Below are 23714 nucleotides of genomic sequence, written 5' to 3'. Positions count from 1 at the left end.
ACGCCGCCGAGGCGTCCGGGATCGGCGGGCTGATGAATCGGCCGCCCGCACCGGGAGGAGAAGGGCTGGCGTTTCGTGGTCTCCGCCATTGGACGCAACCGAACCTCGGCTGGCCCGGTGCTCGTGTTCGGCATGGTGCGGGCGAACAAGCCGTAGACGCTCATGTTCGGGTTTTCAGTGCCCTCGCAACCTCGAGCCGGCGGAGGAGCGGGCGCAGGCGGAGGAGAACGTCGAGGGGCGCCCCGAGCGAGGAGCTGTGATGTTGAGCGCGAGCGCGAGCGCGGGGATGCGGCTACCGCGTTCGCGGCTGCACAATCTCGACCATGTGGTCGAACGGCCTGAAGTCGGCGATGTTGCTCGTCATCACGGCGGCGCCGTAACGGTGCGCCTGCGCGGTGATGAGTGCGTCTTTGCTCCGGATCCGCGCACCTTGCGCGCGCGCGTTGGCGGCGACCAAGCCGTAGGACCGGGTCGCCGCAAGATCGAACTCCAGCCACGCGAACCTGGAATCGAGTTCGTTGAGTCGGCGAGTCCTGACCGCCGTTTCGTGTGCTGTGGCTGCCACCTGCACACCGAACTCGAGTTCTGCCCGGGATAGGACACTGGCCCCGTACATCTCGGACGCGTCGAACATGTACCGGTCGAGGTCGATCAGGACGTTCGTGTCCAGCAGGATCATGCTTACTGCCACGGGTCGCCCGGACCGTCATCCTCGGTCACGTCGATATCCGCGCGCCACGCGGCGGCGTCCTCTGGCTGGATGGGTGCGAGGTCGGCCAGGTCGGCACCGGAGACCCATGACGACGGCGCGGCGCGATCCGGCACGAGCCGGACGCCGGACGGCTTGCCGTAGCTGGTGATCTCGAGCGAGTCGCCGGATTCGAGTACGCGCCGGATCACACGCTGCGGGTTCTGTTTGAGGTCCCGCGTTCCCACGGTTTTCATGCCTTCAGGCTACTCCTCGCGTAGACGTAGGTCTACAGTCGGGCTAACAGCTACGTCGGCGGCTCCAAGTTCCCGACGATCCGCTCGAACTTGTCCCGGATCACCGGCTCGAGCGACTCGCTGAAGGTGCGGGTCAGGTGGTGTGTGTCGCGGTAGGCCAGTCGGTCGTCGAGGACCACCGGGCACAACTCCTCGTTGCACAGATACGGGGTGACGTCGATCCGGTCCACCCGCTCGTGTGCGGCGGCGAAGGTGCGCTCCGCCGCCCGGGTCTGCCGGTCCAGGCCGTCCTCGCGCGTCACGGCGCACCGCTCGGCCTCCTCCACGTGACGGGAGAGGCAGGACGCGGGCACGGCCGGCAGGTGCGGGTTGTCCGCCATCACCACGATCCGGCTCTCCTGCGGTAGCACCTCGAGGGCGTGCTCGAGCCCGTCGCGCCACCACTGACGGCGGTCCTCGGCGCCGGCCTCCTCGCTGTGGAAGGAGGCGAAGTTCGCCAGGACGATGACATCCGGCGGGTCCTCGGCCAGCCGGTCGACGACGTTCTGCCGCCACTGCTCGCACGGCCGCGTCTGCTGGTCCTCGTCCGGCGGCGCCACCGAGCTGCACGCCCCCTTGGCGCTGACGTCGAGCCGGATCGTCCCGTCCCGGGCGAGCTGCTGCAGCGCCGGGTGCCAGTTGGCGGCGTGCGAGTCGCCGAACAGCGTGACCGTCGGTGCGCCGTCCTCGCCCTCCTGGCACCCCGCGCCGTCCACGTCACCCTCGTGCCGCACGCACCCGTTGTCGTAGATCTCGGGGTTGTCGTCCCGGGCGCTGCGCAGGTCCGGAACGAGGTTCGCCGGGACGAACGGGGTCCCGGCCGGCTCCGGCTGCGCCTGGTACGCCGGAGCGTCCTCACCGGCGTCGATCGGCATCCGGGAGACGGCTGCCGCCGAGGTCGCCGACGTCAGGCCGAACAGCACCGAAGCGGCCACCCCGACCGCCACGGTCCGGCGGTGACCGGGCCGGGCCCGGGCGGGACGCCGTCGGAAGGGTTCCTCGACGAACCGATAGCACAGGTACGCGACGGGGACGGCGAGCACACTGAGCGCCGGCGCGGCCACCGGGGGCAGGGGCGCCTCGGAGGCCGCCTGCGGGATGAGCACCAGCGGCCAGTGCACGAGGTAGAGCGAGTAGGAGATCGCGCCGATGAACTGCATCGGTGCCCGCTCCAGGAGCCAGGCCGGCGAGCGCGGCGCCTCGCCGCCGGCGATGACCGCGGCGGTGCCGAGCACCGGCAGCAACGTGGCCACACCGGGGAACGTCGTGGAGTCGGAGAGGACGAACCCGGCCGCCACCACGCCGATCAGGCCGAACCAGGCCAGCGGTGCGGCGAGCCGGTCGGGCAGGCGAACGCCGCGCGCGAGCAGGATCGCGACCAGGCCGCCCACGGCGAACTCCCACGCCCGGGTGGGCAGTAGGAAGAAGGCCCACGACTCGGAGTAGGACATCACCACCAGGCAGGTGACGAACGACGCCGCCGCCAGGGCGCCCACCGCGCCCACCACGGCCCACCGGCGGCGTCCGAGGGCGATCAGGACGGTGGCCAGCAGGATCGGCCAGAACAGGTAGAACTGTTCCTCGACCCCGAGCGACCAGTAGTGCTGGAAGATCGAGGGCTCGTCCGAGGCGAGGTAGTCGGTGTCCTGGGCACCGAAGAGCATGTTCGGCACGTAGAGCGCCGTCGCCGTCGCATCCTGCAGCAGCCGGTCCCGGTCCACCGGCGGAACGACGAGATAGGCGACGGCGGTCGAGGCCGCCAGCACCACCAACGCCGCCGGGAGGATGCGGCGTACGCGCCGCGAGTAGAACGCCACCAGGTCCAGCCGACCGTGCTTGCCCACCTCGCGCACGATGTGGGAGGTGATGAGGAAGCCGGAGATGACGAAGAAGACGTCGACGCCCACGTAGCCGCCACCGACGGCGGAGATCCCCGCGTGGTAGACCAGGACCAGCAGCACCGCGACGGCACGCAGACCCTGCACGTCGGACCGGAAGCCGGTGCGGCCGGACCGTGAACCCGTCCGCTCGGCCTGGGCGGATCCGCTCGCGACCATGCCCGACGCCCTCCTCCGTCTATCACGGGATGATAACGGAGTGGCGGCGCTCGTTCTTGGTGAGGACGGGGTCGTCCGGCGTGCTCGCCGCTGCTGGTAGCGGCGTCGGGGCGTGGCCGGCTCAGGCCTGCTTGACGCCCTCGATCACCGGCTCGAGCCGCTCGCGCAGGACCGGCTCGAGGGAGGCGCTGAACGTTCGCGTCAGGTGGTGCGAGTCGCGGTAGACGAGCTTGTCGTCGATGACGGCGGGGCAGGACTCGTCGTTGCAGAAGTACCGGGTGAGATCGAGGCGTTGGACGTGCTCGTCCTCGCGGGCGACCGCCTTCTCGGCCTGGCGCGTCGGCGCGTCGAGGCCCTCCTCGAGGGTGGTCTCCCGGTTAGCCGCGCACCGCTCGGCGTCCTCGACGTGCTGGGACAGGCAGGACGCGGGCACGGCCGGCATGGTCGGGGTGCCCGCCATGACGACGACCTCGCTCTCCTCCGGCAGCGCCTCGACGGTCTGCTCGAGGGAGTCGCGCCAGTAGTCACCGCGGTCTTCGTCGGTCTCCTCGGTGGCGTGCACCGCGTAGTTGGCGAGGAGGATCACCTCGGGCGGATCGTCGTTCAGACGGTCGATGACGCCCTCGCGCCACTCGACGCAGGAGTCGCTCCCGCGGGGGTCGTCGAGCGTGGTGACCGATTCGCAGGAACTCTTGGCGTTGATGTCGAGCTCGATGTCGCCGTCGTCGGCGATCGGCTTGAGCGCCGGCTGCCAGTGCGCGGCGTGCGAATCGCCGAACAGCGCGACCGTCGGAGCGTCCTCGTCGCCCACCTGGCAGCCGCTCGGATCGGACTCGCCGTCACCACGCACGCACCCGTCCCGGTAGATGTCCGGGTTGTCGTCCGGGGCGCTGCGCAGGTCCGGGGACATGTTCGCCGGCACGAAGTCGGTACCGACCGGGTCGGTCTCCATCCGGTAGGGCGGGGCGTCGTCGCCGGCGTGGATCGGCATGTGCGAGACGGCGTTGGCCGAGGTCGCAGCCACCACGCCGATCGAGACCGACGCCGCCAAGGAGACGGCCACCGTGCGCCGGTGCTCGACCCGCGCCTTGGCCGGCCGACGACGGAAGGGCTCCTCGACGAACCGGAAGCAGAGGTAGGCGACCGGGATCGCCGCGGCACTCAGGGCGACCTTCGCCGTCGTCGGCAACGTGCCGTCCGCACCCAGAGCCGCCTCCGGAATCATCACCAGCGGCCAGTGCACGAGGTAGAGCGAGTAGGAGATGGAGCCGACGAACTGCATCGGCGCGCGGTTCAGCAGCCAGGCGGGGGAGTGACGTTCGGCGCCGCAGAAGACGATGAGCGCGGTGCCGAGGACCGGCAGCAGGGTGGCCACACCGGGGAAGGGGGTGGCGTCCGAGAGCGTCAGGCCCGCGAGGACGACCATGACCAGGCCGGCCCACGCCAGTGCGCCGCCGATCGGCCCGCGGATCCGTGCGCCTTGGGAGACCGCGAGCGCCACGAGCCCGCCGACGCCGAGCTCCCAGGCTCGGGTGGGCAACGCGAAGAAGGCCCAGGACTCCGAGACGCTCATCAGCGCCAGGCAGCCGGCGAAGGAGGCGGTGACCAGGCCGGCGACGGCGGTCCACACCGCCCAGCGGCGACGTCCGCACAGGGCGAGGATGCCGACCAGGAGGATCGGCCAGATCAGGTAGAACTGCTCCTCGACGCCGAGCGACCAGTAGTGCTGGAAGATCGACGGCGCCTCGGCGGTCAGGTAGTCCGTGTCCTGGGCGGCGAAGAGCATGTTCGGCACGTACAGCGCCGTCGCCGTGGCGTCCTGCAGCAGACCCTCGCGCTCGAACGGTGGGATGACGAGGTAGGCCACGGCCGCCGAGACCGCCAGCACGGTCAGCGCCGCTGGCAGGATGCGCCGTGCGCGGCGGGAGTAGAACGCGACCAGGTCGAGGCGGCCCTTGGTCTGCACCTCGCGCACGATGTGGGAGGTGATGAGGAAGCCGGAGATGACGAAGAAGACGTCGACGCCGACGTACCCGCCGCCGACCGCCGAGACGCCCGCGTGGTAGACGAGGACGAGCAGCACCGCGACGGCGCGCAGTCCCTGCACGTCTGACCTGAAGTGCCGAGCCGTCTCGGGCTGGGCGGATCCACTGGCTGCCACGCCTTCAGAACCTACCGACGTCCGGCGCCAATGTCACAGGATGATAACGGTGCGCCGTGTCACCGTTGTGTCGGCTGCCGGGGCGGCGCGCGGCACAGTGCGGATCGTGGGGGAATGTCGCGTTGGTCACGTCGAGCGGCGGTGGGCAGCTCCGACGGCCGCGCCGGCGGCCGAGCTCACCCCGCGACAGTCGGGCATTCGGCGCTCCAGTCGACGGTGCGTACGCCGCGGGAAAGCGTGATGCGGGCGGTCGTGCCGTCGACCTCTGCCGTCGGCACGGCGGCCTCGGACGAGCCCCCGGCCAGCCGAGCGTGGGCGACCAGGAGCGAGCCCTCCCACGTGCCCGTCACGGCAGGGACCAGCGCCCAACGGCCGTAGGCGGTCCCGGCGGGAGCGCGCAGCACGTGGGCCTCGCCCAGGCCCGCCAGACCGGTGAGGACCGAGGTGAGGTCGGTGGTCCGGATCTCGACGGCGGACGGCTGGAGCGCCGTCGTCAGGTCACCCGGCTCCTCGCCGGCCATGGCCCATCCGCTCAACCGCACGCGATGCCCGGCCCGGAGGCCGCGCAGGCGCACCACACGGACCTCGTCGGCACCGTCTGCGAGGGTCAGCACGTCGATCCAGGCGCCCGGCAGGATCGTCCCCGCGCCACGGCGTGGCCCCGGTACGAAGCCCGCCACGCCCGGGAACCTCGGCTGCCACGCCGAGGCCGCCCAGCCCGGGGCGGTGCCGAGCGGGTGGATCCGCCGCCGCACGCTCACCCGGCCCTCGTGCTCGATCTCGACCGAGTTGTCCGCGACGTTCGTCACCGGCGTCGGCCCGGTGCGGGTCGAGTACGCCAGCCGGGCGTACAACGGGTCGGGATCGCCGCCCTCGTCGGCACCCGGGTGCATGTGGTCGCTGCCGTGGTTGTGCACGCGGACCAGACCGTCGTCGGTGGACTGAATGAGCCAGCCGACGGCGGCGATGTGCCGAGTGCCGGTTGATGTCGGTGGCGCGATCTCGGTCTCCGTCCAGTACGGGTCGGCCTCGCCCAGCAGGAGAGCGGCGAACCCGTGCACCGCCCAGTACGGCGAGCCGGGTCCCGAGTAGCTCTGCAACGTGGCGTCGTGCGGACCGTGCCAGCCCAACGAGAAGAGGCCGCGCTCGACGCTCCCGCGCTCCAGGAAGTACCGCAGGGTCCGGCTCGTCAGCGCCCGTGCCTGTCCGGCCGGCCACGGGTGCCGGCCGACCACGGACGCCATCGCCGGGGCGGCGAGGGCCGCGGTGCGGTACGTGAGCGACCGGCCCTGGTGAAGCGGTGCGCCGTTCGCGTCGAAGGTGGGCAGGAACGAGCCGAGGAACTCCTCGAGTCGGTCGGCGAACCGGGACAGCAGAGGCTCGTCACCACGCAGCCAGGCGTACAGCACCGGGTAGAAGTGCATGATCCAACCGATGTAGTGGTCATACGCCCGGCCGTCTCCGTCGCGATACCAACCCTCGCCGTCGTACCAGGTCTCCAGCAGCGCCAAGGCGTGATCGATAGCGGCCGCCGTCGCCGCGTCACCGCGGCCGACGTCCTCGAGGAAGCCGGCCACCATCATGGGGAACAGGTACCAGTTGTTCGGCGCCGGATCGTGCGTGAGCGCGCCGCGGAGCCACCCCTCGACGCCGTCCTGCTCCCGGGCCGTGAGCGAGTCCCACAGCCAGGGCCGAGTCAGGTGCAGGCCGATCGCGACGGAGGCGGACTCGACCATCGGTTGGCCCGCCTCGGACGCCGAGCGGATGTCCTGCCACGACTCGGCCGTGCGCTCGCTGTCGAGGGTGTGCCGCGTGCCGGCCACCACTCCGCGACGGTAGAAGTCGAGATGCCCGTGCGGGTCCGCCCCTGCCTCACCCCGGACACGCATCGCGGCCAGCGGAAAGGTACGCGCCCAGCCCTCGAGCCCGTCGGAGAGCACACCGGAGCGGGAGGGCCGACCCGGCAGGTCGAGGTGGGCTCCGCCGTCGGAGGCGTAGCGCCGCGCCGCCAGCAGGAGATTGTCGGCCACAGTCGCCCAGTGCGTGCGGGTCCATCCGGTCTCCGGGCTGCGCTCGGTGTCCTCGTCCGGAAGGGGCAGGTCCCAGCCCAGCGCGGCGGCGTCCAGAGTCATCGTGGCCTTTCGTTCGTTGCCGGTGTGATGTCGGTCCGAGTGATGTCTGTGCGGGTGATGTCCGTCGGCGCGATCGCCTCGCGCGTGCCGGCGGGTCGTGCCGGTCACGATTTCACGCTCCCCGCTGTCAGCCCGGAGCGCCAGAACCGCTGCAGGAACAGGAACGCCACGACGAGCGGGACGAGGGCGAGCAGTGATCCGATGATCGTGAGCTGGTAGTACAGCGGGGTGATCGTGGCCTGGCTGTTCCAGGTGTACAGGCCCAGGCTCAGCGGGTAGAGGTCCGTGTCCGAGAGCATGACCAGCGGCAGCATGAAGTTGTTCCAGATGGCGGTCAGCTGGAACAGGAAGATCGTGACGTATCCGGGCGCCATGAGCCGCAGGCCGATCGAACTGAACGTCCGCAGATGGCTGGCGCCGTCCACCCGCGCCGCCTCGACGACGGCGTCCGGCACGTAACCCTGGGAGAAGATGCGCGCCAGGTACACGCCGAACGGGTTGAACAGCACCGGGATGAGGATCGCCCAGATCGAGTCGACGACGCCGAGGGTCGAGGCGACGAGGTACATCGGCAGGGCGAGGACGGTGGGCGGGACCATGACGCTCACCAGGACGAGAGCGAACAGGGCGCGCTTGCCCCGGAAGGCGAGCTTGTCGAACACGTACCCGGCCGCGACGCTCAGCAGCGCCGCCACCGCCGCCCCCACGAAGGCGTACAGCAACGAGTTGGCGTACCACCGCAGGTAGACACCGTCCGCCTCGGTGACGAGCTGGCGGATGTTCCCCAGCAGCGCGAACCCCTCGGTCGAGAACAGGTTGGAGGCGAAGAGCGCCTCGGCGTTCTTCGTCGAGGCCATCAGCAGCCACAGCAGCGGTCCGAGGCAGTACAGGACCGCCAACAGCACGAGGACATTGACGACGGCGCGGGAGGACCAGTGGGGACGACCCCCGACGGGGCCGGTCCGGCGTCGTCGGACGGGAGTGGGGGGACGGGTCCGCGATGCCGAGCGGTCCAGGGTCGCGGCGGTCATCGGCGTGCTCCTCGATTGGTCAGGCGGACGACGGCGTAGGACAACAGGCAGCAGACCACCAGCAGCACGAGTGCGGAGGCGGCGGCCAGCCCATAGTTGTTGCGGGTGAACGCGGCGTCGAAGACGTACATGTTGGGCGTGAACCGGGTGCCCACGGCGGGGCTTGCCTGGGACAGCAGCATCGGTTCGGTGAACAGCTGCAGCGCACCGATGACGGCGAACATCCCGATCGTCACGACGGCGCCGCGGATCAGCGGGACCTTGACCGTCAGCGCGGTCCGGATCCGCCCCGCGCCGTCGATCGCCGCGGCCTCGAGGAGCTCGTCGGGTACGGCTTTCAGGGCGGCGTAGAAGATCACCATGTTGTAGCCGACAGCGCTCCACAGGCTGATGTTGACGATGCCCGGCAGAAGCAGCGGGTCGCCGAGCACGCGCAGTTCGATGTCCGCGCCGCCCAGGGCGCGCAGCACGGGAGACAGGCCAGGCGTGTAGAGGTAGAGCCAGATCAGCGCGGCGATGATCCCGGGGACGGCGTGCGGCAGGAACAGCACCGTCTGGCTGATCTGCCGTGCCCAGGCGAGGCCGGAGTCGAGCAGGAGCGCGAGGGCGAGGCCGAGTCCGAGGGCCAGCGGGATGAAGATCGCTGCGTAGATGCCGATGACCCCGAGCCCGGAGAGGAACTCCGGATCGCCGACCGCCATGACAAAGTTGCGCAGGCCGACGAAGGCGGTACGCGCGGTACCGAAGCCCGTCCCCTCGTACACGGTGGAGAAGAAGCTCAGGTAGATCGTGACGACGACGGGCACCACGAACACGCCGAGGAGCAGCAGGGTGAACGGCCCGATGAGCACGAGCAGGGCGAGACGTTTGCCCGGGTCGGGCCGGCGTGGAGTAGTCATCGATCTCCCTCCCGGACCTCGAGACCGAGGGCCGTCATGTCGCGGTAGGTCTCGGCCTGCGCGGCCTCGAGGGCATCGCCGATCGTCGTTCCCCCGCGGACGCGAGCGAGGTCCTCGTTCAACGCGGCCGCCGTCAGAGCGGTGCGCGGCCCCCAGATCCAGCCGTCCGGGATGTCCTGCGCGGCCTGCTCGAAGACGCTGTAGACGTCCTGGCCCCCGTAGAACGCCGGATCGAAGGTCTCCCGCGCCACGTCGACCAGCCCGGTGATGGAGGGATACATCGAGCTCGTACCGGTCGCGATCCGGGCACGCATCGCCTCGGGGTCGGTGATCATCCACTCGATGAACTCCAGGGCGGCCTGCGGGTGCTCGGAGCCGACGGGGACGCCGAACGCCGATCCGCCGTGTGTGCCGACGCCGCGGTCCTCACCGTCCCACCGCGGCACCGGTGCGACTCGCCAGTTGCCGGCGCCACCGGGAACGGACGTCCGCAAGGCTGCTGCCGCCCAGGCTCCGGCGAAGTAGGTGGCGATCTGGTCGTTCGCCATGGCGGCATTCCATTCCTGGCTGCTGGCGGCCAGGACGTCGACCAGGCCGTCGTCGATCAGGCCCTGCCAGTAATCGGCCACGCGGAGCGATCCGTCGCCGGTCATGTCGATGCGCCAGCCGTCCTCGTCGGCCGCGAACCACGGGTCGCCGGTCTGCCACGCGAAGGCGGCGAGATGGGGATCGCCGTTGGTGAAGAAGGAGCCGATGACGGCGTCGGAGTCGTGGGCGGCGAACTGCTCCGCCGCCTCCCGGTATTCCGCCCAGGTCGTGGGTACCTCGACCCCGCGCTCGCGAAACATATCTTCGCGGTAGAACATCATCATCGGCTCGATGTCGAGCGTGAGCGCATAGGTCCGGCCGTCGAACGTCGTCAGGTCGAACGCCTGCGGCAGCATCGCCTCGCGGACCTCGGGCGAGATGTCGTCGGTGATGTCCTCGAGGACGCCGTCGAGGGCGAACTGCGCGGCGATGTTCGTCTCGAGGGTCGCGACGTCCGGCGCGTTCCCGGCCCGGACCGAGTTGTAGAGCATGGCGTTCGTGCCTGCGGCACCGGACGGGGTGTCGGTGAACTCGACGTGGATGTCGTCGTGCGTGGCGTTGAACTGCTCCACCACGCCGTCCGCGCCGCGCAGTGACGACCAGAAGGTGATGACGGTCGGCCCCTCGGACGGTGCCGCCGTGCTGGCCGCGCAGCCCGACAGGGCGAACAGGAATGCGCTTACCGCCGCGACGCGGGCGGTGGGTATGCGGCGTGTGAACACGGTCCCTCCCTGTGCGCCGGCGCAGAGGTCGACGGCGCTGTCGTGCACAACCTCGTTGTCGGCGCCGACGCTAGATCAGGCGAATCGGCCCTGTCGACCGTTTCGATCAAACCGATCAAAACGATCACTCGCCGAAGGGCTGGTCACCGCTGCGGACTCCCGGTCGACCCCCGGACCGCGAGACGGGGCATGAGCCGAACGTGGCGGACGGTCGTGGCGCCGTCCTCATGCCGGATGCGCCGCCACACGGTGTCCACGGCCGTTCGGCCGATCTCGCGGGTCGGCGGCGCCACCGCGGTCAGGGCGGTCGTCGAGAGTTCGGCGACGACGTCGTCGTAGGCGATGATCGACAGGTCGGCCGGTGCTGCGCCTCGCCGGCTCTGCAAGGCCTGATGGATCTGCAGTCCCGTCCAGTCGTTGTGCGCGAGGACGGCGGTGACGCCTTGCTCGCGCGCGAAGTCGACGAACTCCTCGAGGGTCCGGTACGCGTCCGGTTGCTCGTTGCCCGGGCTGGTCCAGATGCGCGTCCACGACTCGTCCGAGCCGATGATGTCGGCGTAGGCCGCGCGGATCGCCCGCGCCGTCGGGCTGTCGTCGCGGGCGACCAACGCGATCCGCTCGTGGCCGAGATCCCGCAGGTGGTCGACGGCGACGAAGACGCCGTAGCCGTGGTCGCAGCTGACCTGGTCCATCGCGGCGAGCGGATGCTCGTGAGCCACTGCCCGTTCCACCAGAACCACCGGGCCGGAGGAGTCGAGCAGCTCGGACGACCTCGGAAGGGTCTCGTTCCAGCTCCAGTTCGGAGCGAGCAGGACGCCGACGCAGTCCGGGTCGTCCTGGAACCGGCTGATGACCTCGACCGCTTGATCGTCCGAGACGAGGTGGAGAACGAAGCGCAGACCGAGCTCGTAGGCACGGCGACGCGCCGCCTGCGCCACGGGACTGAGGTAGGGCGAGGGGGCGCCGACGGTCATGACGACGTACGGGGAGCTGTCATCGGGGCCCTGCTGCCGCGCGAGGTGCTCGGGCGAGGTGACGGTGCCGTGCTGCCGGACGAGGAGGCCGGCGCTGTTGAGATGCTCGGCATCGCGCCGGATCGTCACGAGTGAGACGGACAGCGCATCCGCGAGGTCACGCAAGGAGACCGTGCCGCGTTCGGTGACGATGGCCAGCAGGCGCTGGCGGCGGTCCTCCGGACTGCGCACGGGTTCTCCTTCCGTGTCGGCGGGGCCTGGGTGTCCGGAACTGGCGTGACCACGTCGATGCCATGGTGGTGCCCTCGCCGGCCCCGGCCGGACCGGACCTGCTTGACACCGACCTCGACCGCCGGGAACCTGAGCCCGCTGTCTTCGCGATCATAAACGATCAAAACGATCACTGGGCCCGTGTGGTCCGAGATGGGAGTGTCCCGTGCCGCAGGCCTTGCTCGTCATGACGGAGTCGACCTACCGGCTCCAGTTCGGCGACGAGCAACTGACACGGCTGAGGTCGCTCGTCACGCTCGGCGACCCGGTCGCGGTGACCGACCTCGACGCCCCGGAGGTCCGCCGACGACTGGCAGAGGTCGACGCCGTCATCACCTCGTGGGGCGCCCCCGCCCTGACCGCCGAGGTGCTCGACGCGGCCCCCAAGCTCGGACTGGTCGCGCACGCGGCGGGAAGTGTGCGGGGGATCGTGACCGACTCCGTGCACGCGCGGGGCGTCACCGTGACCACCGCGGCGGACGTCAATGCCGTGCCGGTGGCCGAGTTCGCCCTGGCCGCCGTCATCATGGCCGGGAAAAAGGCGCCCTTCCTCGCCCGCCGTGGCCCGGCGGCGCCGTGGCCGGACGCGGCGGCCCGCGCGAGGCTCGGCAACCGGGGGCGGCGGATCGGCGTCGTCGGATTCTCGCGGACGGGCCGCGCCCTGATGGAACGGCTCCGGATTCTCGAACCGGCCGAGATCCTCGTCGCCGATCCGTATGCCGATGAGACCCAGGTGGCTGCTCTCGGCGGCCAACTCGCCGGCCTGGACGAGACCCTCGCCGGGTCCGAGATCCTGAGCCTGCACGCCCCCGCGCTGCCGGCCACCCGCCGCATGATCGGCGCACGGGAGCTCGCGCTCATGCCCGACGGAGCCACTCTCATCAACACCGCGCGCGGCGCCCTCCTCGACCACGAGGCGCTCGCCGCCGAGGCCGTGACCGGCCGGATCGACGCCATCCTCGACGTCACCGATCCGGAGCCGCTCCCGGCGGACTCACCGCTGCACGCGTTGGAGAACGTGGTGATCACACCGCACATCGCCGGGTCGCTGGGGGAGGAGGCCCGCCGGATGAGCGATCACGCCATCGACGAACTCGGCCGGTGGCTGGCCGGTGAGCCCTTGGTCGGCCGGCTCGATCCCGACGTGGCGGCGCTGACGGCCTGACGGGCGGCGGGGCCGAACCCGGATGCCGAGATCGTCGTTCTGGACGTCCACCGCGACGAAAACGACGATCTCGGCGTCGGTGCACGCTTCCAGTCAGCGAAAACCCGCCTCTCCCGAGCCGGCCGCCGGTGCTTTCCTGAGCGCAGGACAACAGTTGGGAGGCGTGCCATGGCGGCACTGGAGACTCTGCTCGACCCGACCGGCACCGACGAACGGACTACCGACGCCACGCTCGCACCGCGGCCCGGGAGCCTGCGAGGCCTGCGCATCGGACTGCTGGACAACACCAAGGCGAACGGCACCGCGTTGCTGGCGAACATCGCCGAGCTGCTGCGGCAGACGCACGGCATCGGCGAGACGCGAACGTACACCAAGTCCTACTTCGGCACCCCGCTCGCCGACGAGCTGCGGGACCGGATCGCCGCCGAATGCGACGTCGTCGTCAGCGCGATCGGCGACTGCGGCTCGTGCAGTGCCGCCACGGTGGCCGACGGCGTCATCCTGGAACGCGCCGGCGTCCCCACGGTGAGCATCTGCTCGGACTCGTTCCTGATGTCCGGCGCCGCGATGGCCGAGGTCCAGGGATTTCCCGGGTTCGAGTTCATGACCGTGCGGCACCCGGTGGCCAGCTTGGACGCCGACGGGCTCCGCGAGCGCGCCCGGGAAGCGGTGCCCGAGGTGCTGCGGATCCTGGGGGTCGAGGCCTGAGATGACCGATCTGAGATCCGAGACGCAGGAGACGGCCGAGGCCGACCGGCCCACCGACCCGGCCGGGACCCCGCTGGTCGACATCGACGACCTCCGCGCGGTCATGGAGCACTACGCGGCGAAGTCGTGGACCGACGGCCTGCCCGTCATGCCGGTGACCGAGTCCTACCTGGGCGAGTTCCTCACCCACACCAGGCGCGACCCGGAGGAGGTCCTCTTCGCCATCCCGCACCTGAACCGGGAGCTGACGGTCCGGCTCGCGGCGATCAACGCCGGCCTCGCCGGCTGCCTGCCCGAGTACCTCCCGGTGGTCCTCGCCGCCTGGGACGCCATTGCCCAGGAGCCGCATCCGCGCCGCGGCATCTGGCAGTCGACCACCGGCACGGCACCGCTGACTGTGGTCAACGGCCCGGTGCGCGAGCAGCTCGGGATCAACAGCCGCGGCAACATCTTCGGCTCCGGCTTCCGGGCCAACGCCACGATCGGCCGGGCCGTGCGGCTCGCCCTGCTCAACGTGTTCGGGCTGCGGCCCCATGAGCTGGATCAGGCCACCCAGGGCACCCCGGCGAAGTACACCGCCTGCCTCGGGGAGAACGAGGAGCAGAGCCCGTGGCCGCCGTTGCACACCGAGTACGGCCTCGCGGCGCACGAGAGCGCGGTCACCGCGTTCGTCATCCGGTCTGTCATGCACATCGAGGCTCGGCACACCCAGGTGGCCGAGCAGCTTGCGGAGGACTTCGCCGACTCGATCCGCCGCACCGGCGCCCTCATCCACGAGCACTCCTGCGCCCTGCTCGTTCTGGTCCCCGAGCACGCCCAGGTCTTCGCCGACGCCGGCTGGAGCAAGGACGACGTGCGGCGCGCGGTCCACGCCCGCGCGGTCCGACGGCGCAGCGACCTGGCAGCCGCGGGCAAGGATGCCGTCTCGCACCACACCCGCTGGCGCCTGGCCGCCGACCATCCCGACGCCGAACCGGACCAGGCCAGCGCCAGTGAGAACCCGGACGTGGTGCCCGTCATGACCGGGCCCAGCTCGGTGCAGATCGTCGTCGCCGGCGCGAACAACGCCGGCGTGTCCGCCGTCGTCGAGATCTTCGGCCTCGCGCCGCGGGACCGGCCCTCCTCGTTCGCGCGCGTCGAGATGGTCTGAGAATCGGGCCGTGACCGGTCAGGCGGAGTGATCCGGCCCGTCCGCGCGCACGCCGTCCGCCGCAGGCGCGCACGGCCCCGGCCTGCCGGCCGATTACGCTCGGGCTATGGCCACCGTCATCCTCGCCCGGCACGGCCGCACCACCGCGAACGCCGAGGGCGTCCTGGCCGGCCGCACCGACGTCGGGCTGGACGAGACCGGCCGTGGCCAGGCCGAACGCCTGGCCGACAGGCTCCGGCCGGTGCCCCTGGTCGCCGTGGTCTCCAGTCCGTTGACGCGCTGCCGCCAGACCCAGGCGGCGGTCCTCGAGGCCCAGACCGGCGCGCCGGCGGACGTGGTCGAGGAAGCCATCACGGAGCAGGACTACGGGGACTGGCAGGGGCGTAAGCTCGCCGACCTCGCCAAGGACGAGCTCTGGCCGCGGGTGCAGCGCGAGCCGTCGCAGGTGACGTTCCCGGGCGGAGAGTCCTTCGCCGCCATGCAGTCCCGCGCCGTCGCCGCGATCCGGCGCCACGACGCCGCGGTCGAGACCGCGCACGGCGCGCGCGCCACGTGGGTCGCCGTCAGCCACGGGGACGTCATCAAGGCGATCCTGGCGGACGCGTTCGGCATGCCGCTGGACGCGTTCCAGCGCATCCACGTCGGCCCGGCGTCGTTGTCCATCGTGCGCTACACCGACGAGCGGCCCGAGGTCCTCGCCACGAACACCGAGGCCGGGGACCTGTCCTGGCTGCGTCCGGAGGAGAAGGAAGTCGAGGCGCAGGTCGGCGGGGGAGCGGGCCACGAACCGGCCGTGACCTCCGGCCCGTAGCCGGCTGCCCACCGGCCGGGACCAGACCCGCAGGTGTCGGCCGCCGCCCCGTCCCATGGCGCCCGTCGTCCTACGATGGAGACGTGCCACAGGTCCTCCATGCATTCGACTGGCCCGACCGCTTCGTCGTCGGCACGGTGGGTGAACCGGGCTCCCGCACCTTCTACCTCCAGGCGCGCACCAAGGACGAGATGGTCAGCGTCGCCCTCGAGAAGGAACAGTCCGCCGCCCTCGCCGCCGGTGTCGATCAGATCCTCGACGAACTCATGGCGCGTGACGACAACCGGTTCTCCGTGCCGCCGACGGCCCCGGACGAGCTCGTCGACAACGAGCCGCTCGACCAGCCGGTCGAGGAGCAGTTCCGCGCCGGCACCCTCACGCTCGGCTGGGACCCCTCGAGCTCGCAGGTGGTGGTCCAGGCCGGATCGATCATCGAGGATGAGGACGCCGACCCGGAGACGGCCGAGCCCGAGGAGGTCGTCGTCGTCCGCGTCCCCGTCGGTGCCGCCCGCGCCTTCGCCCGGCGCACCCATCAGGTGGTCGCGGCGGGCCGGCCGCTGTGCCCGCTGTGCGGCACCCCGATGGACCCCGGCAACCACGTCTGCCCCCGGCCTGAAGATCTGGCGTGACCGTCAACGGGGATCAGCTCCCGACCGGTGAGCTCACCCTCGACGGGCTGATCACCACGGCCTCGAACGCCACCTTCGCCGGTCACATCGGGTCGGTGAAGGTGGCCTACAAGCCGGTCGACGGCGAACGGCCGCTGTGGGATTTCCCGGACGGCACCCTCGCCCACCGGGAGGTCGCCGCCTACGCCGTCTCCGAGGCCTTCGGCTGGGACCTCGTGCCGCCGACCTGGCTGCGCGAGGGACCCTTCGGGTACGGGATGGTCCAGCTCTGGCGGGATCCGGACCCTGCCCGCCCGGCCGTCGACGTCGTGCCGCTCGAGGCGATCCCGGACGAAGGCTGGTGCCACGTCGTCGACGGCCTCGACGCCGACGAGAACATGGTCGCCGTCATCCACGAGGACTCACCCGTGCTGCGGCGGATGGCCGTGTTCGACGTCGTCACCAACAACGCGGACCGCAAGGGCGGGCACATCCTCGAGATGCCCGGCGGGCACCGGCACGGCATCGACCACGGCCTGACCTTCCACACCGAGCACAAGCTCCGCACCATCCTGTGGGGCTGGGTGGGTCAGGAGCTGTGTCCCGAGGAGGTGGCGGGCGTGGAGCGGGTGGTCGCGGCGCTGTCCGACGACCTCGGTCACCGACTGGCCGAGCTTCTCACCGACGAGGAGATCGCGGCCGTGGCCGCCCGGTGCGAACGGCTGCTGCGAGGAGGCCGCTTCCCCGAGCCCGAGGGCGACATGCCGGCCATCCCCTGGCCGCCTTTCTGATCCGCCGCCGGTCCGGTCAGCCCGCCCACCGGCCGGATTCGCCCCACCGACGGCTGTCACCCCACCGCTCGACGTCGCCGAACAGGTCACCGGCTCCCATGTCGTCGCCCCACCGGCCTGGCACCCGCGCACCGAGGTAGGAGTCGACGACGGCGGCCCCGAGCTCGTCCAGCTCCGGCGCGACGACGGTGCCGTCGACCCGCCGGGCCATCGAGGCGACGAACTGCGCCAGCGACGGGTCCTCGCCGAGCCGGAAGAACGTCGTCCGGGCCCCGAGCCGCATCGAGACGTCGAGCTCGCGGACCGTGCGGGCGATGGTGAGCGGGTCCGGCGGGTAGTCGAACCAGACCTCGCCGTCCGGTTCGAGGTGCGAGGTCGGTTCGCCGTCGGTGACCACCAGCAGCACCGGTTGCGCACGCGGATGACGGCGGAAGTGGCGGTTGGCCAGCAACAGGCCGTGGTGCAGGTTGGTGCCTTTGTCGTAGCCGACGTCCAGGCCGACGAGCTGCTCGATCTCCATCGCCTCGGCGTACCGGCCGAAGCCGATGAGCTGCAGATCGTCCCCGCGGAACCGGCTGGAGACCAAGGTGTGCAGCGCCAGGGCGGTGCGCTTCATCGGCAGCCACCGGCCCTCCAACGCCATCGAGAACGAGGTGTCCACCAGCAGCGCCACGCACGCCTGGGTGCGCGCCTCGGTCTCCTGGACCTCGACGTCCCCGATCTCGATGCGCACCCCGCCGGCCGTGGCCCTTCCTGCCGCGGCGGTGCGGGTGACGGCGTTCGTCACGGTCCGGGTGACGTCCCACGGTTCGGTGTCCCCGAAGCTCCACTCCCGGGTGGCGCCGGACAGGTCCCCAGCAGCGCCGGCGCGCCGCACGTCCCGGGCGCCGGTGCGGCCGGAGATCTGTCCGGCCACGTCCCGCAAGAGCGTCCGGCCGAGCCGGCGCATCGCCTTCGGCGTGAGCCTGAGCTGACCGTCCGGTGCCCGCCGCAGGGTCCCCGAGTCGCGCAGCGCCTGCTCGATATGCTGCAGCGCACGCACGTCGACGACGGCGTCCTGGCCGAGCTGGCGGGCCAGCGTCTCCAGGTCGATGTCCCCGAGCTGGGAGCCGCCGTAGGACTGGGCCAGCTGTTCGGTGAGCTGGTCAAGGTCGGCGATGTCCTGGAACACGCCGGTACCGTCACCCAGGCCGAGTCCCTGCTCGCCGTCCATCCGGCTGGACCCGGCCCAGTCCTCCCCGGGGCGCAGGGCACGCAACTCGCCGTCGAGGCGGCCGAGCGAGGCCATGAGATCCGGCGATCCGAAGGCCTGCTGGGCCAGCACGTCGAGCTCGTCGCGCTGCTCCTGGGTCATCGAGTTGCGCATCCGCTGCGCAGCCGCGGCCCGCTGGGCGAGGTTGTCGATGAGCTCCTCGACGCTGCCGGGGCTCTCCGGGAAGTACCGGCCGTGCTCGGCCATGAACTCGGCGAACCTCTCGGAGGTGTCCTCGCCGCGGCGATGGGCGGCGAGCAGCTCATTCAGATCGTCGAGCATGCGCTGCATCTCGGCCCGGTCGGCGTCCGTCGCGTTCTCCAACGCCTGCTTCATCCCGGCGAAGCGCTGGTCGAGCAACTCGCGACCGAGCAGGTCCTTGATCGCCTCGAAGTCCTCGCGTGCCTGCGCCGACTGCCATCGGTAGTCGCCCAGCTCGCTGACCGCGGCGCCGACGGAGGGTGGCAGGCTGTCGAGCTGCATCTCGGCGAGCGCGCGGTAGTCCTCGTCCAGGTCGACGTCGCGGGCCAGCTGCTTGCGTTCGGCCAGGACGGCTCGGTCCAGGAGTTCCTTGGCCTGCTGGAGCGTGCCGTCGAGGTTGTGCCGGCTGGTCAGCTCGCGACGCCGCTCGGCGACCCGCCGAGCCAGATCGTCCAGCCCGGAGCGCTCCGAGCTGCCCCGGCGCAGGAACTCACGCATCGCCCGCTCCGGCGAATAGCCGGCCATGACGTCTTCGCCGATGGCGTCCAGCGCCTCGGAGAGGTCCACCGGCGGCGCGAGCGGGTCCGGCCCACCGGTGTACCGGCGGTAGCGTGCGCCGCGGGTGAGGCGGCGGTTCGTGCGAGCCATACGTCTTCGCCTCGTTCGTCCTAGCCGTAGACCGTCTCGTCGCCGACCGACTCCTTGCCGACCCGCCGGGTGAGGTAGAGGCCCTCGAGCGCCAACTCGACCGCGCCGGCCCGGCGTCCGTCGTCCGTGGCGTCCAGCCGCTCCCAGATCTGCTCGTAGAGGTCGGACTCGCCGAGCACCGGCAGCGCGGCGAGGACGTCGCGTGCGCGGACCTGCTCGCCGGTGGTGACGACGGTTCCGCCCTCGAGTGCCTCCACGAGCAGGGAGAGGTCGACGCCTCGCAGGTGGGCCGCGACGGTCTCGGCGACGGCGGTGCGGAGCAGGTGGTCGAGGATCGCGTCCTCACGCCCCTCCTCACCGGACTCGAACTCGATCTTCCCGGCGAGCACGTCCACGGCCGCCTCGAGATCGACCGGCCGGGCCACCGCCTCCTCCTCGCCCTGGCGCGTCGCCCGGTGCAACGCGGCGGCGGCGACGGTCTCGGCGCCCGCAATCGCGAACCGCGCGCTGACCCCGCTGCGCTGGTCGACGGCGCTCGACTCGCGCAGGCCCCGGGTGAACCGGGCGAGGATCTCGACGAGGTGATCCGGGACGTCCGCGACCAGCTCGGCCTCCTGGCGCACGACGGCGACCTCGTCCGTCAGCTCGGTCGGGTAGTGGGTGCGGATCTCGGCGCCGAAACGGTCCTTGAGCGGGGTGATGATCCGGCCCCGGTTGGTGTAGTCCTCCGGGTTCGCGCTGGCCAGGACGAGCACGTCGAGCGGCAGGCGGAGCACATAACCGCGGATCTGGATGTCGCGTTCCTCCATGACGTTGAGCATCGCGACCTGGATGCGCTCGGCGAGGTCCGGCAGTTCGTTGACGGTCACGATCCCGCGGTGGCTGCGCGGGATGAGCCCGTAGTGGATCGTCTCGGGGTCGCCGAGGCTGCGGCCCTCGGCCACCTTCATCGGGTCGACGTCGCCGATGAGGTCGGCGACCGAGGTGTCCGGGGTGGCGAGCTTCTCGGCGTAACGCTCCTCCCGGTTGCGCCAGGCGACGGGCAGGTCCTCACCCAGCTCCGCGGCCCGGCGCCGACTGGCCGGGGTGATCGGGGCGTAGGGGTGCTCGCCGAGCTCGGAGCCGGCGATCACCGGGGACCATTCGTCGAGCAGCCCGGCGACGGTGCGCAGCAGCCGGGTCTTGCCCTGGCCGCGCTCGCCGAGCAGGACGACGTCGTGCCCGGCGATGAGCGCGCGTTCGAGCTGCGGGACGACGGTGCCGGCGAAACCGTGCAGGCCGGGCCACGGATCGCGGCCGCCGCGCAGCGCGGCCAACAGGTTGTCGCGGATCTCCTCGCGAACCGATCTCAGGACGTGCCCTGATCTCCTCAGTTCGCCGACGGTCGTGATCTCAGGAGCTGCAGCAGGAGCAGTCACCACACCGACTGTACGCCGCAGAAGTCGACTCGGGGAGGGCCCCGGACGGCGTCCATCGAGTGCCTGGCGGGGGCTGGTGATCCCGGTACTGCGAGGTCCCCTCTCCCTCCCGCGCGGGGCTCTCTCTTCCGCCGTCGGACACCGGCCGGCAAACCAGGCTTCCGGGGAGTGAAAGCCGCATCGGCGCGGCCCCGGAGGCCGTGGTTGCCTGGCAAGAGCACGAGCAGCACATCCGTCCGAGCACCTGGAGCCCTCATGTCCGACACGAGCGACGCCCCCGCCGTCGACAACGCCCTGCAGAAGTTCCGCGACATGCTCGCCAAGGACGGCTACGACCTCTCCTGGGCGCCGTCGTCGGTGGATGCCGGCAAGGTCGTCGTGCGCATCGAGGCCGGACCCGACGCGTGCGAGGACTGCCTCGTGCCGCAGCCGGTGATGGAGTCGATCATGTCCCAGGCCCTGGCCGAGACCTCCTACGGGCTCGAGCGCGTGGAGCTCCCGGCCGAGCACTGACGTTCCGCGTCACGGAAGCGACCGCGCAGCCCGCGGCGGCGGCCGACCATAGTGGAGCGCGAGACGTTCGAGGGAGACCACCATGGGTGTTGGCATCATCGACCCGACCCGCAGCGGCGCCACCCCGGCCGCGAGTCGCGCCTCCGACGCGCCGCGACCGGACAGCCTGCACGGGCTGCGCGTCGGCCTGCTGGAGAACGGCAAGCGCAACGCCGCCGCCGTCCTGGACGCCGTGGGCGCGGAGCTATCCGGGAGGCACGGCGCCGGACAGCTCGTCCCGCGCACCAAGCACCAGTTCGCCATGCCGTTGCCGGACGAGCTCGTCGAGGAGCTCACCGGAATCTGCGACGTCGTGGTCATCGGCGTCGGTGACTGCGGCTCGTGCAGCGCCTCGGCGGTCGCCGACGGGATCCGCCTGGAGAACATCGGCCTGCCCACGGCCGTCATCTGCACCGACGCGTTCGCCCAGACGTCGGCGGCGATGGCCGAGCTCCAGGGGGACCCCGAGCACCCGTACCTGCTCACCGAGCACCCGATCGCCAACTTAGGCGCCGGCGCGATCGCCGCACGCGCCGGCGACCTCGCCGACCGCGTCGCCCGCCGACTGACCACCGCCCGCGCGGCGGAGGTCGCGTGAGCGAGGGGGCGGCGCGCGCCACCACCGACCTCGACCCGGTCGCGGCCCGCGCCGTCACCGAGTACCTCTTCGAGCAGGGCTGGACCGACGGGCTACCCGCGGTGCCCGCCACCGACGACGCCGTCGCCGAGTTCCTCGCCCACACCTCCCGCGACGAGGACGAGATCATTGCCCGCCTGCCGCAGCTCGGGCGTGAGGCCACCGTGCGCGACGCCGCTACCGCCGCGGTCATGGCGGGCTGCCGGCCCGAGTACCTGCCCGTGGTGCTGGCAGTCTGGGATGCTCTCGCGCTCGAACGCTCCGCCCAGGGCGGCGGCTGGCAGTCCACCTCCGGGCCGGCCCCCTTCGTTATCGTCAACGGACCGATCCGCCACCGCCTAGGCATCAACTCCACCGGCGGCGTCCTCGGGCCGGGATTCCGGCCCAACGCCACCATCCCGCGCGCCGTCGGCCTGACCGTGCGCAACAGCTTCGGCGTCGTCCCGCACGCGCTCGAGCAGGCCACCCAGGGCATCCCGGGCCGCTGGACCATGCTCATCGGCGAGGACGAGGAGCACAGCCCCTGGGAGCCGCTCTCGGTCGACGGCGGACTCGCGCCCGGGCAGGACGGGGTCACCGCGATGCTGGTGCGCACCAGCGAGTTCGTCGACAACCGCCACTTCCACGCGCCGGAGGAGGTGCTACGGGACTTCGCCGACACCATCGCCCGGTCCGGCTCGTGGCTCTTCCGGCACTCCGCCGTCGCCCTCGTGATGAACCCGGACCACGCACGGATCTTCGCCGAGGCCGGGATGTCCAAGCAGGACGTCCGGGAGTGGCTCGTGGCCCACGCCGGGCGGACGGAGGAGCACCTGGCCGCCGTCGGCAAGTCGCTCGGGCACCTGCCCGAGGGCCCGTTCCCGCCGGACCACGTCCACCCCGTGTTCGCCGACGCCACACCCGCCAGCCTGCCCATCGTGGTGGCGGGTTCGCGCAACGCCGCCATGTCCATGGTGGTGCGGGTCTTCTCCACCTGGTCCGGCACAGCCGTGCCCGTGGAGACAGCGACGATGTGAGGTGGGGTGGGCACGCGCGCAGGAGGCGCGGGCCCACCGGCGAGGACGCAGTTGAAGCAGGCAACGACGCCGGAGGAGGCACGATGACAGACCAGGACTGGGCACCGCCCATCGACGACCCGCTCGCCACCGGCGGTCCGCCGTGGCTGGAGGGCAGGGTCGCCGTGGTCGCGGGCGGCGGGATGAGCGGGCCGCTCGCCAACGTGGGCTTCGCACTGTCCTGGCTGTACCACCGCAGCGGCGCCACCGTCGCCGTCCTGGACCGGGACGCCGAGGCCGGCCGGCGCACCGTCGAGGCGATCGAGAACGACGGTGGCCGGGCCGCGACCTTCGACGTCGACATCACCGACGACGCCTCCGTCGCCGCCGCCGTCGCCCAGGTCATGAAGCGGTTCGGGCGGATCGACGTCGCCGGCACCACCATCGGCGGCATGGGGGCCAAGCCCGTCTTCGACGTCACGGTCGAGGAATGGGACACCGTCCTCGACCTCAACACCAAGTCGGCCTGGCTGCTCATGAAGCACGTCCAGCAGCACCTGACCCGCGGCGCCGCCATGGTCACCGTCTCCTCCTCCGCCACCGAGGGCCGTGGGCCGGCCATGCCGTACACCATCGCCAAGACCGCCTTGGAGAAGCTGACCGTCGGCGCAGCGAGCAGCCTCGCGCCGCGGGGGATCCGGGTCAACGGCGTACGCGTCGGGATGATCTGGGGCGCGTTTGCCTCCCGCGGCATGGACGAGGAGATGCGTGAGCTGCGGCGGTCGAACGTCGCCCTGCAGACGGAGGGCAACCCGTGGGACATCGCGTCCGCGGCGTTCTTCCTCACCACCGAGCCGTCCCGCTGGGTCTCCGGCCAGATCCTCGCCGTCGACGGCGGCGGGTTCGCGTTCAAGGGCAACTCCGGCGCCGCAGGCTCGGCGCCGGCCAAGAAGTGAGCGG

Annotated in this window: 21 protein-coding genes; 10 read left to right on the top strand and 11 right to left on the bottom strand. The window is 71.4% G+C overall.

The genetic code is table 11. The annotated features are described in order from the left end of the window. Window positions 1-292: 292 nt before the first annotated feature. From ACFSE6_RS05810 to ACFSE6_RS05770, 9 genes are all read right to left on the bottom strand, one after another. Window positions 293-679: a PIN domain-containing protein gene (locus tag ACFSE6_RS05810; RefSeq protein ID WP_388003376.1), complete on the bottom strand. Its 387-nt coding sequence runs from the start codon at window positions 677-679 to the stop codon at window positions 293-295. A gap of 2 nt (window positions 680-681) precedes the next feature. Then, window positions 682-945: a type II toxin-antitoxin system Phd/YefM family antitoxin gene (locus ACFSE6_RS05805; RefSeq protein ID WP_388003373.1), complete on the bottom strand. Its 264-nt coding sequence runs from the start codon at window positions 943-945 to the stop codon at window positions 682-684. Window positions 946-995: 50 nt separating this feature from the next. Continuing rightward, a complete protein-coding gene (locus ACFSE6_RS05800) occupies window positions 996-3041 on the bottom strand; it encodes an acyltransferase family protein (RefSeq protein ID WP_388003370.1) in 2046 nt (681 codons plus the stop codon). A gap of 121 nt (window positions 3042-3162) precedes the next feature. Continuing rightward, window positions 3163-5202, bottom strand: a complete 2040-nt coding sequence (locus ACFSE6_RS05795) for an acyltransferase family protein (protein ID WP_388003367.1) — start codon at window positions 5200-5202, stop codon at window positions 3163-3165. 176 nt (window positions 5203-5378) lie between these two features. Continuing rightward, window positions 5379-7334, bottom strand: a complete 1956-nt coding sequence (locus tag ACFSE6_RS05790; RefSeq protein ID WP_388003364.1) for a DUF2264 domain-containing protein — start codon at window positions 7332-7334, stop codon at window positions 5379-5381. Window positions 7335-7438: 104 nt separating this feature from the next. Continuing rightward, complete coding sequence (locus ACFSE6_RS05785; protein WP_388003361.1) at window positions 7439-8365, bottom strand: carbohydrate ABC transporter permease; 927 nt, start codon at window positions 8363-8365, stop codon at window positions 7439-7441. Further along, window positions 8362-9264 carry a carbohydrate ABC transporter permease gene (locus tag ACFSE6_RS05780; RefSeq protein ID WP_388003358.1) on the bottom strand — a complete coding sequence of 301 codons (903 nt, stop codon included), beginning with the start codon at window positions 9262-9264 and terminating at the stop codon, window positions 8362-8364. The genes ACFSE6_RS05785 and ACFSE6_RS05780 overlap by 4 nt, the downstream gene beginning before the upstream one ends. Further along, window positions 9261-10574, bottom strand: coding sequence for an ABC transporter substrate-binding protein (locus ACFSE6_RS05775; protein WP_388003355.1), 1314 nt, complete (start codon window positions 10572-10574; stop codon window positions 9261-9263). Before ACFSE6_RS05775 ends, ACFSE6_RS05780 begins: the two co-directional genes overlap by 4 nt. A gap of 143 nt (window positions 10575-10717) precedes the next feature. Continuing rightward, window positions 10718-11779: a substrate-binding domain-containing protein gene (locus ACFSE6_RS05770; RefSeq protein ID WP_388003352.1), complete on the bottom strand. Its 1062-nt coding sequence runs from the start codon at window positions 11777-11779 to the stop codon at window positions 10718-10720. A gap of 205 nt (window positions 11780-11984) precedes the next feature. Between ACFSE6_RS05770 and ACFSE6_RS05765 the strand changes: the two genes are divergently transcribed. From ACFSE6_RS05765 to ACFSE6_RS05740, 6 genes are all read left to right on the top strand, one after another. Continuing rightward, complete coding sequence (locus ACFSE6_RS05765) at window positions 11985-12983, top strand: hydroxyacid dehydrogenase (protein ID WP_388003349.1); 999 nt, start codon at window positions 11985-11987, stop codon at window positions 12981-12983. Window positions 12984-13151: 168 nt separating this feature from the next. After that, window positions 13152-13691, top strand: a complete 540-nt coding sequence (locus ACFSE6_RS05760; protein ID WP_388003346.1) for a UGSC family (seleno)protein — start codon at window positions 13152-13154, stop codon at window positions 13689-13691. Window position 13692: 1 nt separating this feature from the next. Further along, the gene (locus tag ACFSE6_RS05755) at window positions 13693-14841 is read left to right on the top strand and encodes a hypothetical protein (RefSeq protein ID WP_388003343.1); all 1149 of its coding nucleotides are present in this window, start codon (window positions 13693-13695) and stop codon (window positions 14839-14841) included. A gap of 106 nt (window positions 14842-14947) precedes the next feature. After that, a complete protein-coding gene (locus tag ACFSE6_RS05750) occupies window positions 14948-15652 on the top strand; it encodes an MSMEG_4193 family putative phosphomutase (protein WP_388003340.1) in 705 nt (234 codons plus the stop codon). Between the two features lie 83 nt (window positions 15653-15735). Continuing rightward, window positions 15736-16281: a DUF3090 domain-containing protein gene (locus ACFSE6_RS05745; RefSeq protein ID WP_388003337.1), complete on the top strand. Its 546-nt coding sequence runs from the start codon at window positions 15736-15738 to the stop codon at window positions 16279-16281. Then, window positions 16278-17051, top strand: coding sequence for an SCO1664 family protein (locus ACFSE6_RS05740; RefSeq protein ID WP_388003334.1), 774 nt, complete (start codon window positions 16278-16280; stop codon window positions 17049-17051). Before ACFSE6_RS05745 ends, ACFSE6_RS05740 begins: the two co-directional genes overlap by 4 nt. 16 nt (window positions 17052-17067) lie before the next feature. On the opposite strand, the gene ACFSE6_RS05735 is transcribed toward ACFSE6_RS05740, so the two are convergent. Further along, window positions 17068-19152 carry a vWA domain-containing protein gene (locus ACFSE6_RS05735; RefSeq protein ID WP_388003331.1) on the bottom strand — a complete coding sequence of 695 codons (2085 nt, stop codon included), beginning with the start codon at window positions 19150-19152 and terminating at the stop codon, window positions 17068-17070. Window positions 19153-19172: 20 nt separating this feature from the next. Beyond that, window positions 19173-20573 (bottom strand): magnesium chelatase, encoded by a 1401-nt coding sequence (locus tag ACFSE6_RS05730; protein WP_465254120.1) that lies wholly within the window; start codon window positions 20571-20573, stop codon window positions 19173-19175. Window positions 20574-20825: 252 nt separating this feature from the next. Here ACFSE6_RS05730 and ACFSE6_RS05725 point away from each other — a divergent pair, with 252 nt between their 5' ends. The 4 genes from ACFSE6_RS05725 (at window position 20826) to ACFSE6_RS05710 (ending at window position 23710) form a co-directional block, all read left to right on the top strand. Then, a complete protein-coding gene (locus ACFSE6_RS05725; protein ID WP_388003325.1) occupies window positions 20826-21083 on the top strand; it encodes a hypothetical protein in 258 nt (85 codons plus the stop codon). An 82-nt stretch (window positions 21084-21165) separates the two neighbouring features. Beyond that, on the top strand, window positions 21166-21720 hold the full coding sequence (locus ACFSE6_RS05720; protein WP_388003322.1) for a UGSC family (seleno)protein: 555 nt from the start codon (window positions 21166-21168) through the stop codon (window positions 21718-21720). Next, a complete protein-coding gene (locus tag ACFSE6_RS05715) occupies window positions 21717-22775 on the top strand; it encodes a hypothetical protein (protein ID WP_388003319.1) in 1059 nt (352 codons plus the stop codon). The genes ACFSE6_RS05720 and ACFSE6_RS05715 overlap by 4 nt, the downstream gene beginning before the upstream one ends. An 83-nt stretch (window positions 22776-22858) precedes the next feature. Then, the gene (locus tag ACFSE6_RS05710; RefSeq protein WP_388003316.1) at window positions 22859-23710 is read left to right on the top strand and encodes an SDR family NAD(P)-dependent oxidoreductase; all 852 of its coding nucleotides are present in this window, start codon (window positions 22859-22861) and stop codon (window positions 23708-23710) included. Window positions 23711-23714 lie beyond the last annotated feature (4 nt).

The organism is Georgenia deserti (assembly GCF_042680605.1).
Classification (GTDB): domain Bacteria; phylum Actinomycetota; class Actinomycetes; order Actinomycetales; family Actinomycetaceae; genus Allobogoriella; species Allobogoriella deserti.
Note: the sequence above shows the minus strand (reverse complement) of the source record. Positions and strands in the feature narration are given on the sequence as shown.